At 71.8% G+C, this 12,659-nt stretch carries 12 protein-coding genes; 6 read left to right on the top strand and 6 right to left on the bottom strand.

The window, feature by feature from the left end; translation table 11 throughout:
* Positions 1-27 precede the first annotated feature (27 nt).
* The gene (locus IH44_RS0107475; protein ID WP_030458623.1) at positions 28-741 is read left to right on the top strand and encodes an alpha/beta fold hydrolase; all 714 of its coding nucleotides are present in this window, start codon (positions 28-30) and stop codon (positions 739-741) included.
* A gap of 20 nt (positions 742-761) precedes the next feature.
* Here the strand turns inward: IH44_RS0107475 and IH44_RS0107470 are convergent, their stop codons facing one another.
* Positions 762-1,028 (bottom strand): protealysin inhibitor emfourin, encoded by a 267-nt coding sequence (locus IH44_RS0107470; protein WP_030458622.1) that lies wholly within the window; start codon positions 1,026-1,028, stop codon positions 762-764.
* 362 nt (positions 1,029-1,390) lie between these two features.
* Here IH44_RS0107470 and leuA point away from each other — a divergent pair, with 362 nt between their 5' ends.
* The 4 genes from leuA (at position 1,391) to IH44_RS0107450 (ending at position 5,993) form a co-directional block, all read left to right on the top strand.
* Positions 1,391-3,175 (top strand): 2-isopropylmalate synthase, encoded by a 1,785-nt coding sequence (leuA, locus tag IH44_RS0107465; protein WP_030458621.1) that lies wholly within the window; start codon positions 1,391-1,393, stop codon positions 3,173-3,175.
* A 452-nt stretch (positions 3,176-3,627) separates the two neighbouring features.
* Positions 3,628-4,173 (top strand): TerB family tellurite resistance protein, encoded by a 546-nt coding sequence (locus IH44_RS0107460; RefSeq protein ID WP_369794912.1) that lies wholly within the window; start codon positions 3,628-3,630, stop codon positions 4,171-4,173.
* 231 nt (positions 4,174-4,404) lie between these two features.
* The gene (gene recO / locus IH44_RS0107455; protein ID WP_030458619.1) at positions 4,405-5,151 is read left to right on the top strand and encodes a DNA repair protein RecO; all 747 of its coding nucleotides are present in this window, start codon (positions 4,405-4,407) and stop codon (positions 5,149-5,151) included.
* Positions 5,152-5,153: 2 nt separating this feature from the next.
* Positions 5,154-5,993, top strand: a complete 840-nt coding sequence (locus IH44_RS0107450) for an isoprenyl transferase (protein ID WP_030458618.1) — start codon at positions 5,154-5,156, stop codon at positions 5,991-5,993.
* 230 nt (positions 5,994-6,223) lie between these two features.
* Here the strand turns inward: IH44_RS0107450 and IH44_RS0107445 are convergent, their stop codons facing one another.
* Genes IH44_RS0107445 through IH44_RS0107430 form a run of 4 tightly spaced genes read right to left on the bottom strand, consistent with a single transcriptional unit; the run spans position 6,224 to position 9,697 of the window.
* Positions 6,224-6,643 (bottom strand): Fur family transcriptional regulator, encoded by a 420-nt coding sequence (locus IH44_RS0107445; RefSeq protein ID WP_030458617.1) that lies wholly within the window; start codon positions 6,641-6,643, stop codon positions 6,224-6,226.
* A 35-nt stretch (positions 6,644-6,678) separates the two neighbouring features.
* Positions 6,679-7,755 carry a metal ABC transporter permease gene (locus tag IH44_RS0107440; RefSeq protein ID WP_369794913.1) on the bottom strand — a complete coding sequence of 359 codons (1,077 nt, stop codon included), beginning with the start codon at positions 7,753-7,755 and terminating at the stop codon, positions 6,679-6,681.
* Entirely contained in the window at positions 7,755-8,687 is a 933-nt protein-coding gene (locus IH44_RS0107435; protein ID WP_232794852.1) for a metal ABC transporter ATP-binding protein, read from the bottom strand. The genes IH44_RS0107440 and IH44_RS0107435 overlap by 1 nt, the downstream gene beginning before the upstream one ends.
* A 41-nt stretch (positions 8,688-8,728) precedes the next feature.
* A complete protein-coding gene (locus tag IH44_RS0107430) occupies positions 8,729-9,697 on the bottom strand; it encodes a metal ABC transporter substrate-binding protein (protein WP_030458614.1) in 969 nt (322 codons plus the stop codon).
* A gap of 298 nt (positions 9,698-9,995) precedes the next feature.
* Between IH44_RS0107430 and IH44_RS0107425 the strand changes: the two genes are divergently transcribed.
* Positions 9,996-11,378 (top strand): glycine--tRNA ligase, encoded by a 1,383-nt coding sequence (locus IH44_RS0107425; RefSeq protein ID WP_030458613.1) that lies wholly within the window; start codon positions 9,996-9,998, stop codon positions 11,376-11,378.
* 170 nt (positions 11,379-11,548) lie between these two features.
* On the opposite strand, the gene IH44_RS42485 is transcribed toward IH44_RS0107425, so the two are convergent.
* Entirely contained in the window at positions 11,549-12,238 is a 690-nt protein-coding gene (locus IH44_RS42485) for a hypothetical protein (protein WP_051816647.1), read from the bottom strand.
* Positions 12,239-12,659 lie beyond the last annotated feature (421 nt).

The raw sequence follows: 12,659 nt of genomic DNA, 5'->3' as shown, positions 1-12,659 counted from the left end.
GCGTCGAGCGGGGAGGGGCCGGCCGGGATGGAACTGCACACCCACGAGTGGGGCGGGGGAGAGCACACCGCCCTGCTGGTCCACGGCATCCAGGCCGACCACCGGACCTGGCGGCTGATCGGCCCCGCACTCGCCGCCCGCGGCTACCGGGTGATCGCCGTCGACCTGCGCGGCCACGGCGCCTCCCCGCGCGGCACCGGCGCGACGCCCCGCGAGCGGTACGGGCCCGAGCAGTTCGCCGAGGACCTGGTCGACACCCTGCCCGCCGGGGCCGACCTGGCGATCGGCCACTCGATGGGCGCGCCGGCGCTCTGGCGGGCCGTCGAGCAGCTGAAGCCCGCCCGGGTGGTCTACAGCGACCCCGCCTTCGTGTACGACCGCCCCGGGCTCGGGCCGGAGCCGTTCATCGGCTTCAAGCGCTTCGGGACCAGGCAGTTCATCACCAGCATGCACCCGAACTGGCCGGCCGAGGACGTCGACGCCGAACTCGCCGCGCTCGCGCTCTGGGACACCGACACCGCGCTCGGCCTGTGGGCGCACCCCGAGCTGTCCGTCCTGCCGGGCGCCCCGGTCGTCCCCTCGCTGGTCCAACTCGCCGACCCCAGCGGCCTGGTGCCGGACGGGGACGCCGCCGAGCTGCGCCGCCGCGGCTTCGAGGTGCGCACCGTGCCGGGCGCCGGGCACAGCATCCACCGCGACGACCCGGTGGGCTTCCTGGCCTCGCTGGACGGGTGGATCTGAGCGACCCCCACGCGCGGGGGTCAGGCTCCTTCGCGCAGGACCAGGCTCACCAGCTCGCGCTGGGAGTCGGTGAGCTTCGGGTCGGCGCAGTGCACGGTGCGGCCGTCGACGGTGATCTCGTAGTGGAAGCCGTCGGGCACGCCGTACGCGGGCGCGCGCAGCCCGCCGGCCACCGCCTCCCGGGCCAGGGCGTGCACGTGCGGGGCGTCCGGCCGCTCCGTGGTGTCCATCTCGGCATACCGGAGCAGGCCGGCGAACCCGCCGGTGCGGGTGACCTGGATACGCATGGTTGTCAGTGTGCTACGCAACGAAGGGGTTTGCCGAGGCTTTTCACCAACTCCTCGCAGCGCTCCAGGGCTTTCGGCGGCTCCGCGGGGCGGGCCCGGGCCGTCTCACTGGGTGGGATCGTGGCCCGGCTCACTGCGCGGGCCCGTCCGGTCTTGTTACAGTGGCGACATCATGCGTATCCGGCTGCTTCTTCTTAGCTGCCGCGGCGAGGGCCTGTAGTCCAGTCAAGGCCGGCCCCCTCGCCGCGGGGAGTCGTGTTGCGCCCAGCGTGATCTCTCGCGGCGCATTCAGTCGGCCCAGTCGGGTGTCCTCACCCCCGACCGCAGACCGCCTTCGACAAGGGAAGCCGAGAGCCTCACCCATGACCGAACAGTCCTCCGTCGCCCGCGCGTTCGTCGACCGTCCGACCCCGATCACCGCCGCCACCGTGCAGCAGAAGCCCTCGGGGATGCCGTTCCAGCGGTACGTACCCTTCGGCACCGTCGACCTGCCGGACCGCACCTGGCCGAGCAAGGTCATCACGCAGGCCCCCCGCTGGCTGTCCACCGACCTGCGGGACGGCAACCAGGCGCTGATCGACCCGATGTCGCCGGCCCGCAAGCGCAAGATGTTCGACCTGCTGGTGGGGATGGGCTACAAGGAGATCGAGGTCGGCTTCCCCTCCTCCGGTGCCACCGACTTCAACTTCGTCCGCTCGCTGATCGACGAGGGCGCGATCCCGGAGGACGTCACCATCTCGGTGCTGACCCAGGCCCGCGAGGACCTGATCGAGCGCACCGTGGAGTCGCTGAAGGGCGCGCCGCGGGCCACCGTGCACCTGTACAACGCGACTTCGCCGCTGTTCCGCCGGGTGGTGTTCCGGGCGAGCAAGGAGGAGATCAAGGCCATCGCGGTGGACGGCACCCGGCTGGTGATGGAGTACGCCGAGAAGATCCTGGGCGACGGGACGGTCTTCGGCTACGAGTACTCGCCGGAGATCTTCATCGACACCGAGCTGGACTACGCGCTGGAGGTCTGCGAGGCGGTGATGGACGTCTGGCAGCCGGGCGAGGGCCGCGAGATCATCCTGAACCTGCCGACCACCGTCGAGCGCTCCACCCCGAACGTCTACGCCGACAAGATCGAGTGGATGTCGCGGAACCTGTCGCGCCGCGAGTTCGTCTGCCTGTCCACCCACCCGCACAACGACCGCGGCACCGGCGTGGCCTCGGCCGAACTGGCCGTGATGGCCGGCGCCGACCGGGTCGAGGGCTGCCTGTTCGGGCAGGGCGAGCGCACCGGCAACCTGGACCTGGTCAACGTCGGGATGAACCTGTTCTCGCAGGGCGTCGACCCGATGATCGACTTTTCCGACATCGACGAGATCCGCCGCACCGCCGAGTACTGCAACCAGATGCCGGTCGCCGAGCGCCACCCCTACGCGGGCGACCTGGTCTTCACCTCCTTCTCCGGCTCGCACCAGGACGCGATCAAGAAGGGCTTCGACGCCCTGGAGGCCGACGCGGCCGCCGCCGGCGTTCCGGTCTCCGAGTACACCTGGGGCGTGCCCTACCTGCCGATCGACCCGAAGGACGTCGGCCGCAGCTACGAGGCGGTCATCCGGGTCAACTCGCAGTCCGGCAAGGGCGGCATCGCCTACGTGCTGAAGAACGACCACAAGCTGGACCTGCCGCGCCGGATGCAGATCGAGTTCTCCCGGATCATCCAGGCCAAGACCGACGCCGAGGGCGGCGAGGTCACCCCCGCCGACATCTGGGCGGTCTTCCAGGACGAGTACCTGCCGACCCCGGCCAACCCGTGGGGCCGGATCTCGCTGAGCGGCTCCCGCAGCCTGACCACCGAGGACGGCCGCGACGCGCTGAGCACCGAGGCGGTCGTCGACGGCACCCCCGTCACCCTGACCGGCACCGGCAACGGCCCGGTCTCCGCGTTCGTCAACGCGCTGGCCTCGATCGGCGTGGACGTCCGCGTGCTGGACTACGCCGAGCACGCGCTGAGCGAGGGCGGCGACGCACAGGCCGCCGCGTACGTCGAGTGCGCCGTCGGCGACAAGGTGCTGTGGGGCGTCGGCATCGACTCCAACACCGTGCTGGCCTCGCTGAAGGCCCTGGTCAGCGCCGTCAACCGGTCGGCCCAGCGGGACTGACCCCGCCCCGGCACCCGCACCGCTCCGAGGGGACCCGCCACCGGCGGGTCCCCTCCGCGGCTTCCCGACGGATCTCCCTTCCCACCGGCGCGAATTGACGGGGCGTCAGGAGGGGGCCGGCCCGGCGGGCGAACGTCCGGGCGGCGCCGTCGATCACGTGTGGCCCCGGTCACAAATTTTCCCCTCGGCACCCGTTCAGGGTGCTGACACGAGCCGGTAACCGTGGCAACATCGACGAACCGGAACCGGGGTCGGTGGGACGACTCCGGCGTCCGGTCGCGTGACCTGCCCATTGATGTGCAGGCCGCCTGCCATGTCTGGGGAGTGGCGCCGTGACAGGGTTGTGGGGTGTTCGCCCTCGGTGGCGGACGGATGTCCTCGGTGAATTCTTCTGCCCGGGCTGTGGTGGAGACCGCAACTACCGCCGGCAGCACGGCCGGCGGTGGCTGCGGTTGCTCGGGACGCCGGTGCTGCCGCTCGGCGGCGTGGCCCGCAGCGTCCAGTGCACCTCCTGCCGCGGCCGCTACGGGACCGACGCCCTGGACCAGTTGACCTCGGTCCGGCTCGGCGGGATGCTCCGCGACGCCCAGTACACCATCGCCCTGGCCGCGCTCGCCGCCGGCGGCACCACCGGGCGCGGCGGGCGGGAGGCCGCCTGCGCGGTGATCAAGGAAGCCGGGTTCGAGGACTGCGGCGAGGCCCAGGTGCTGGCCGCGCTGGCCGCGCTCTCCGGACACGGCGGCGGCGAACCGCTCGACGTGGACGTCGAGGGCGGCGGACTCACCGTCGAACTGCACGCCGCGCTCGAACCGCTCGCCCCGCACCTCGCCGTCCAGGGCCGCGAACGCCTGCTCACCCTCGGCGCCATGGTCGCCCTCGCCGACGGCCGCTACCTCCCGCAGGAGCGGGCCGCGCTTGCCGTGATCGGTCGCTGCCTGCGCCTCACCGCCCCGCAGGTGGACCGGCTGCTGGAAGCGGCCACCCGCGCCCCGCACTGACCGCCCGGCGCTGACCGCCCGCACTGACCGTTCGTCCTCCGCACCACCCACGACTCGTCCTCCGCACCACCCACGAGCCGGGCCCGAACTCCCCCCTCCCGGGCCCGCCGTGTCCCGCACCGCACGGGTGAAAGCCCCACAACCCCGGTGCGGGTTCACGGCTGCGCGCCGCACTGCCGGGGCCCTCGGCCGGCCGGGCTGTCGGCGGGGTGCGGGACAATGGGTTCCACCATGAGTCTCTTCCGCGACGACGGCATCGTGCTGCGCACCCAGAAGCTCGGCGAGGCCGACCGGATCATCACCTTCCTCACCCGCCAGCACGGCCAGGTCCGGGCGGTGGCCCGGGGGGTGCGCCGGACCAAGTCGAAGTTCGGCGCCCGCCTCGAACCGTTCTCGCACGTCGACATCCAGTTCTTCAGCCGCGGCAGCGAACTGGTCGGCCGCACCCTGCCGCTGTGCACCCAGGTGGAGACGATCGCCCCCTACGGCGCCCGGATCGTCGACGACTACACCCGCTACACCGCCGGCACCGCGATGCTGGAGACCGCCGAGCGCTTCGCCGAGAACGAGGGCCAGCCCGCCGTCCAGCAGTACCTGCTGCTGGTCGGCGCCCTGCGCACGCTGGCCGCCGGCACCCACCAGGCGCACCTGGTGCTGGACGCCTTCCTGCTGCGTTCGCTCGCCGTCAACGGCTACGGCGCGAGCTTCACCGACTGCGCCCGCTGCGGACTGCCCGGCCCCAACCGGTTCTTCTCGCTCCAGGCCGGCGGCGTGCTGTGCGGCGACTGCCGGGTGCCGGGAAGTGCCGTACCCTCCCCTGAGACACTGGTACTGCTCGGCGCGCTGCTCTCCGGAGACTGGCAGACCGCCGACGGCTGCGAGCCGCGGTACTGGCGCGAGGGCAGCGGGCTGGTGGCCGCCTACCTGCAGTGGCACCTGGAGCGGGGTATCCGCTCGATGAGATACGTGGAGAAGTGAGCATGGTCGCGCGACGGCTGTTCGGTAGCAAGCGGACGTACGAGTCCCCGGCCCCGCACCCGAGCGGTGCCAAGCCGCCGAAGATCCCGTCCGAACTGGTCCCCAACCACGTCGCCTGCGTCATGGACGGCAACGGCCGCTGGGCCAAGGAGCGCGGCCTGCCCCGCACCGAGGGCCACAAGGTCGGCGAGGCCGTCGTCCTCGACGTGCTGCGCGGCTGCCTGGAGATCGGCGTCAAGAACCTCTCGCTGTACGCGTTCTCCACCGAGAACTGGAAGCGCTCCCCGGAAGAGGTGAAGTTCCTGATGAACTTCAACCGGGACGTGATCCGCCGCCGCCGCGACGAGATGGACGCCCTGGGCATCCGGATCCGCTGGGTCGGCCGGATGCCGCGGATGTGGAAGAGCGTGGTCCAGGAGCTCCAGGTCGCCCAGGAGCAGACCAAGAACAACGACGCCATGACGCTGTACTTCTGCGTCAACTACGGCGGCCGGGCCGAGATCGCCGACGCCGCGCTGGCCATCGCCCGCGACGTCGCCGCCGGGAAGCTCAACCCGGAGAAGGTCAACGAGAAGCTGTTCGCCAAGTACCTGTACTACCCCGACATGCCGGACGTCGACCTGTTCCTGCGCCCCAGCGGCGAGCAGCGCACCTCCAACTTCCTCGCCTGGCAGTCCGCCTACGCCGAACTCGTCTTCCAGGACGTGCTCTGGCCGGACTTCGACCGCCGCGACCTGTGGCGCGCCTGCGAGCAGTACGCCCGCCGCGACCGCCGCTTCGGCGGTGCGCTCCCCAACGAGGTCGGCGTCGAGGTCGGCGCCGAGGTCCCGCCGCAGCGCTGACCGGCCGGGCGGGTCTGCGGTGCCGGTCGGGCGCGGGTGCGTGTGCGGGTGGGCGCGGACGAGCCAGGCACGCGGGCCGGGCGCGCAGGCCGGGCGCGCGGGCGGGTGGGCGCGCGGGCTGGCTTGGCTGCGGAGAGTACGGGCGAGGGCCCGGATCGGACTGCTCCGATCCGGGCCCTCGCTGCCGTCCGGGCCGGGTGGCGGTGCTCGCCGCCCGGCCGGGGCGGTGCCTACTCCTGCTGCTGCTTGGCGGCGCATTCTCCGCAGGTGCCGAAGATCTCCAGGGTGTGCGCGATGTCGCTGAACCCGTGTTCGGCGGCGACCGCGTTGGCCCAGCGTTCCACCGCCGGGCCCTCGACCTCGACGGTCGCCCCGCAGTGCCGGCACACCAGGTGGTGGTGGTGCCCGCTGCTGCACCGCCGGTAGACCGCCTCGCCCTCGGCGGTGCGCAGCACGTCCACCTCGCCGGCCTCGGCGAGGGACTGCAGCGTGCGGTAGACGGTGGTCAGACCCACCGAGTCGCCCCGGTGCTTGAGCATGTCGTGCAGTTCCTGCGCGCTGCGGAAATCCTCAATCTCGTCCAGGACCGCCGAGACGGCGGTGCGCTGCCGAGTCGATCGCGCGCGCGGCGACGGGCCTGCGGTGGTCACCGTGGGTCCTCCTGCTGATCGGGTGGTTTCGCACATCATTGTGCCAGCCCCCGACTTGACAGCGACTCCCCCGACAGCGGTGCATCGATCGTCGCCCCTGCCGGTGCCCGGACCGGCCCCGTCCCCTCCAGGACTGCGGCCGGGCCTCCCGCGGTTCCCGGACCGCCGGAGGAATCCTCAGCGGTGGCGGTGGCGGTGGCGGTGGCGGTGGCGGTGGCGGTGGCGGTGGCGGTGCCGGCATGGGCGGGGCCGGGCAGGACCACGTCGCAGACCGCCGGGCCGTGCTCGGTGGAGGCCCGGTGCCGTCGCCGGGCCAGTGGTGCGGCGATCGCGCTGAACAGCGCGAAGGTGAGGATGGCCAGGAACACGATGGTCGGGCCGGACGGCAGGTCGACCTGGTAGGAGGTGCCGACACCGAGCAGCGCCGTCACCACGCCGACGCCGATCGCGGTGGCCTGGGTGGCCGCGAAGGAACGGGTCAGCTGCTGGGCGGCCGCCACCGGGACCACCATCAGCGCGCTCACCAGCAGCAGGCCGACCACCCGCATGGCGACGGTCACGGTGACCGCGGCCATCACCGCGAGCAGCAGGTTCAGCACCCGGACCGGCAGGCCCGTCACCCGGGCGAACTCCTCGTCCTGGCACACCGCGAACAGCTGGCGGCGCAGGCCCACGGTGACCGCGATGACCACGGCCGCGAGCAGGCCGATCACCACCAGGTCACCGGGGGAGACGAACAGGATGGAGCCCCACAGGTAGCTCTCCAGGCTGCCCGCGCCGGACTGGCTGCTCATCGAGACCAGCAGTTTGCCGCCGGCCATGCCGCCGTAGAAGAGCATCGCCAGGGCGATGTCGCCGCGCTGGTTGCCGCGGGCCCGGACCAGCTCCATCACGACGGCGCCGAGCACGCAGACCAGCACCGCCGTCCACATCGGGTTGGCCTGGAACAGGAAGCCCAGGCCGACGCCGGTCAGCGCGACGTGCCCGATGCCGTCGCCCATCAGCGCCTGTCGGCGCTGCACCAGGTAGATGCCGATCGAGGGCGCGGTGACGCCGACCAGCACGGCGGCGAGGAACGCCCGCTGCATGAAGTCGGGTTGGAACATCTCGATCATGCCAGTAGCCCCTGGGTGGTGCGGTGGTGGTCGTCGGCGTGCGGGTGGACGTGGTCGTGGCCGGGCAGCGCGTGCTGGCCGACGCTCCGGGGCGGCGGTCCGTCGTGCGCCACGCAGCCGTCGCGGAGCACCACGGCGCGGTCGATCAGCGGCTCCAGCGGCCCGAGTTCGTGCAGCACCAGCAGTACCGCGCAGCCGCGCTCCACCTCGTTGCGGAGGATGTCGGCGAGCACCTGCTGGCTGTCGACGTCGACGCCGGCCATCGGCTCGTCCATGATCAGCAGGTCGGGCACGCCGACCAGCGCGCGGGCGATCAGCACCCGCTGGTGCTGGCCGCCGGACAGGTGGGCCACCCCGTCACCGGCCCGGTCCAGCATGCCGACGGCGGTCAGCGCCCGGTCCACCGCGGCCCGGTCCTTGCGGCGGAACGGCAGCAGCCCGTGCTGCGGCAGCCGCCCGGTGGAGACCACCTCGCGGACCGTGGCGGGCACCCCGCCCGCCGCGGTGGTGCGCTGCGGCACGTACCCGATCCGGTGCCAGTCGCGGAACTTGCGGTACGGCCGGCCGAACAGCTCCAGGCTGCCCCCGTCCAGTGGCACCGAACCGATCACGCTCTTCACGGTGGTGGACTTGCCGGACCCGTTGGCGCCCAGCAGGGCGACCACCTCGCCCGGCCGGACGGTGAGGTCGACGCCGCGCAGCACCGGCCGCCCCCCGACGCTGGCGACCGCTCCCCGCAGCCCGACGACCGCCGCCCCGGTGTCGCTCCCGGTGCGTCCGCCGGAGATCCTGCGGGTCTTCTCGTCGGTGTGTTCGCCGGTGCTCTGGTCGGTGTTCTCGTCGGTGTCCCGGCCGGTGTTCCGGTCGGCGCCCCCGGCGGCGGCCGGGTACGGCCGGTCGGAGTCTGTCGTGGGAATGACAGCGCTCATGGTGGTTCCTCGCTCTGCTCTCGCCGCTCGCCCAGGTCCGCTCAGCTGGCGCCGAGCGCGGCCCGCAGGTTGGTCAGGTTCTGCCGCATGACGGAGAAGTAGTCGTTGCGGTCCGGCTCCTTGATCCCCTCCAGGGGGTCGAGCACGGCGGTCTTGAGGCCCAGGTCGGCGGCCACGGTCTCGGCCAGCTTGGGGCTGACCAGGGCTTCGAAGAAGACGGTGGTCGCGCCGTTGTCCTTGGCGGCGCGCTGGATCGCGGCCATCCGGGACGGGGTGGGCTCGGCCTCCGGGTCGACCCCGTTGATGGCGACCTGCTCCAGCCCGTAGTGGTCGGCGAGGTAGCCGAAGGCGGCGTGGCTGGTGACGAAGGTGTGGGTGGTGGTGTTCGCCAGGCCGTCCTTGAACTCCTGGTCCAGGGAGTTCAGCCGGGTCACCAGGTCGTCGGTGTTGCGCCGGTAGTCGTCGGCGTTGGCAGGGTCGATCTCCGCGAACTCGGCGCCCACGCTGCGGGCCACCGCCGCGTACCGGGCCGGGTCCAGCCAGATGTGCGGGTCGCCGGTCACGCCGCTGTGCTCGTGCCCGCTCTCGCCGCCGGGCGTCTCGGTTTCGCCCTCCCCGCCCTCGTCGAGGTGGTGGTCCACCAGGGGGGAGGCGGCGGTCGCGTCCACCACGTGCTTGAGGTGGGACTGCGCGACGGCCTTGTCCACGGTCGGCTGCAGGCCCTTCAGGTACACCACCGCGTCGGCCCGCTGGACGGCCGCGACCTGCTTGGCCGTCAGTTCCAGGTCGTGCGGCTCCACGCCCGGGGCCGTCAGGTCGGTGATCTTGACGTGCTCCCCGCCTATCTGCCGGGCCAGGAACTCCATCGGGTAGAAGGAGGCCACCACGTCCAGCTTTCCACCGTCCTTGCCCGCCGCGCTGCTGACACCGCCGCAGCCGGAGAGCAGCAGTGATCCGGCGAGGGCGGTGGCGGCGAGGGCTATCGAAGGGGACGGGCGACGAATCTTCATGACAACCATTCTCATCTTATCTGGAAATGATTGTCAACTTGCATTGGGTGGACCCGTCCCGTACCGCGTACCGCGGGCGCCCTCGTCGCCTCCCGTGTCGACCGGGCGCCGCGCCTTCACCGCGCGACCTCCAACACGCCGGAGAACGCACGGCTGTTCACTCCCGGTACAGCCACCCGGCGGCCCGTCCGTGCCACTATCGAGTTGAACCCCGCCCCCGCATCCCCGGTACCCTGAGTTATTCGGGCGCGCGCAACCAGCCGCGCCCTGACCGTGCCGTCGTACTGAAGAGAGCACTGTGGCCGCCGACAAGATCGACACGATCGTCAGCCTGAGCAAGCGCCGTGGCTTCGTCTACCCCTGCAGCGAGATCTACGGCGGTACGCGTGCCGCCTGGGACTACGGTCCGCTGGGAGTCGAGCTCAAGGAGAACATCAAGCGCCAGTGGTGGCGCGCGATGGTCACCGCTCGGGAGGACGTCGTCGGTATCGACTCCTCGGTGATCCTCGCCCGCGAGGTCTGGGAGGCCTCCGGCCACGTTGCGACCTTCAACGACCCGCTGACCGAGTGCCTCTCCTGTCACAAGCGCTTCCGCGCCGACCACCTGGAAGAGGCCTACGAGGCCAAGCACGGCAAGCTCCCGGCCAACGGCCTGGCCGACCTCAACTGCCCGAACTGCGGCAACAAGGGCGCCTTCACGGAGCCCAAGGAGTTCTCGGGCATGCTGAAGACGCACCTCGGCGTCACCGAGGACGCGGCCGGCCTGGCCTACCTCCGCCCGGAGACCGCGCAGGGCATCTTCACCAACTTCCGCGCCGTCCAGACCACCGCGCGCAAGAAGCCGCCGTTCGGCATCGCCCAGGTCGGCAAGAGCTTCCGCAACGAGATCACCCCCGGCAACTTCATCTTCCGCACCCGCGAGTTCGAGCAGATGGAGATGGAGTTCTTCGTCAAGCCGGGCGAGGACGAGACCTGGCACGAGTACTGGCTCGAGCAGCGCTGGAACTGGTACGTCGACCTCGGCCTGCGGACCGAGAACATGCGCTTCTTCGAGCACCCCAAGGAGAAGCTGTCCCACTACGCCAAGCGCACGGTGGACATCGAGTACCGCTTCAACTTCGGCGGCAGCGAGTTCTCCGAGCTGGAGGGCGTGGCCAACCGCACCGACTACGACCTGACGGTGCACAGCGAGCACTCCGGCCAGGACCTCAAGTACTTCGACCAGGACGCGAACGAGCGGTACTTCCCGTACGTCATCGAGCCCGCGGCCGGCCTCAACCGCGCCATGCTGGCCTTCCTGCTCGACGCCTACTTCGAGGACGAGGCGCCGAACGCCAAGGGCGTCATGGAGAAGCGCGTCGGCATGCGGCTCGACCCGCGGCTGGCCCCGGTCAAGGTCGCGGTGCTCCCGCTGTCCCGCAACGCCGATCTCTCGCCGAAGGCCCGCGGCCTCGCCGCCGACCTGCGCTCCGCCTGGAACGTCGAGTTCGACGACGCCGGGGCGATCGGCAAGCGCTACCGCCGCCAGGACGAGATCGGTACCCCGTTCTGCGTCACCGTCGACTTCGACACCCTCGAGGACAACGCGGTGACCGTCCGCGAGCGTGACACCATGGCGCAGGAGCGCGTGTCGCTCGACCAGGTGAAGTCCTACCTGGGCGCCCGCCTGATCGGCTGCTGACACCGAGCGCCGCAAGCGGGAACGCAGTTCTTCGTCCGGCCGGTGGGCCGCCCCTTTCCGGGGGCGTCCCGCCGGCCGTTCGGCGTTCCGTGCCTGTACGGGCAACTACCTTGCGAGGCATGCCTGTTCGTGAGGTGGGGATGGGAACGCGGGGTCTTGCGAAGGCCCGCTCAGCGGCGCTGGCGGGACTTCGACCGCGGCCGGGGCGCCGGCTCGGTCGGCAGACCCGCGGTACGCAGGGCGGCGAACGCGCTGCGGGCCCGGCTCTCCTCCAGGTCGTCGGCGGCGAACAGCAGCGCGTCGTACAGCTCCGCCGAACCCTGGATCGCGGCCGCGAACTGTCCGACGTCACTCGCCGAACGCAGTCGCACCAACTCGCCGATCAGCGCGGTCGCCGACTCCTCGTCCAGCGTGGTGGCGATCGCCGCGACCTCCTTGAGCGGTCGTCCCGCCGCCTGGCGCAGGAGGTGGCGGGCGTCGTCGGAGCGCCCGGATGCCCGCAAGTGCCCGGTCAGTTCGGCGAGTTCACCGGCAGGGGCGGAGGCCCGCTCCCACAGCAGGGTCTGCCCGTCGGCCGACTGCCCCGACTGCTCCAGGGCCGCGAGCAGCGCCGGAAGGGCCTGGGCGCTCACCGACCACAGGGTGTGGAACAGGTCCGCGGCCTCGTCCACCAGCCCTTCCTGGCGCAGTTCCGCCAGGGCGGCCGCTGCGTGTTCCGGGGAGCCGGAGGCCACCGACCGGGCCAGGTAGGTGGAGGAACCGGCCGGTCCTTGGGCTCGCAGCAGCGTGGCCAGCCCGGCCAGGTCGGACGGCGTGATCATCAGTGCCACCTGCGCCACGATGGCGGCGGACTCGTGCACTGCTCCCTGCCGATGCAGGTCGGTGATCCGTTGGGCGAGGGCAACCAGCTCGGCGCCCGTCCGGGCGCGCGGCCCGTTCTCTGATGCGGTCGCCTTTGGGCCGGTCTCTGAGCCCTGGACCGCGGTGCTGTTGCTGCCGGGTGCGGTGCCCGCTCCGCTGTTCCCGGTCGTGTTGCGCCCTGCGCGCGGGCGGACTGCGCTGTCGGCCGGGGCATCGTCAAGTCCCTTGCCCGGCGCGCTTGCTCTGGCCCATGAGGTGCCGGTGGGTTCTTCCGCTCGGACGCTAGGCCCGCCATTGCGGGTGGCGGTGTCGTGTTCGCCGGCGCCAGGGCGGTGCTGGGCGGCGTTGGTGTGCTCCTCGCTCCTCCGGGCTGCGCGCAGAGGACGACCGACCCGGAAGCGGGCGCCGCGCAGCGGCGGG

Source organism: Kitasatospora sp. NRRL B-11411, from assembly GCF_000721345.1.
Lineage (GTDB): Bacteria > Actinomycetota > Actinomycetes > Streptomycetales > Streptomycetaceae > Kitasatospora > Kitasatospora cineracea.
The sequence above is the reverse complement of the archived record's forward strand: the minus strand, read 5'-3'. Positions and strand labels throughout refer to the sequence as shown.

Excerpts from the sequence above, each read along its gene's own strand:
- IH44_RS0107475 (WP_030458623.1), top strand. The coding sequence starts at position 28 with ATGGAACTGCACACCCACGAGTGGGGCGGGGGAGAGCACACCGCCCTG.
- IH44_RS0107470 (WP_030458622.1), bottom strand. The coding sequence starts at position 1,028 with ATGCGTATCCAGGTCACCCGCACCGGCGGGTTCGCCGGCCTGCTCCGG.
- leuA (WP_030458621.1), top strand. The coding sequence starts at position 1,391 with ATGACCGAACAGTCCTCCGTCGCCCGCGCGTTCGTCGACCGTCCGACC.
- recO (WP_030458619.1), top strand. The coding sequence starts at position 4,405 with ATGAGTCTCTTCCGCGACGACGGCATCGTGCTGCGCACCCAGAAGCTC.
- IH44_RS0107450 (WP_030458618.1), top strand. The coding sequence starts at position 5,154 with ATGGTCGCGCGACGGCTGTTCGGTAGCAAGCGGACGTACGAGTCCCCG.
- IH44_RS0107435 (WP_232794852.1), bottom strand. The coding sequence starts at position 8,687 with ATGAGCGCTGTCATTCCCACGACAGACTCCGACCGGCCGTACCCGGCC.
- IH44_RS0107430 (WP_030458614.1), bottom strand. The coding sequence starts at position 9,697 with ATGAAGATTCGTCGCCCGTCCCCTTCGATAGCCCTCGCCGCCACCGCC.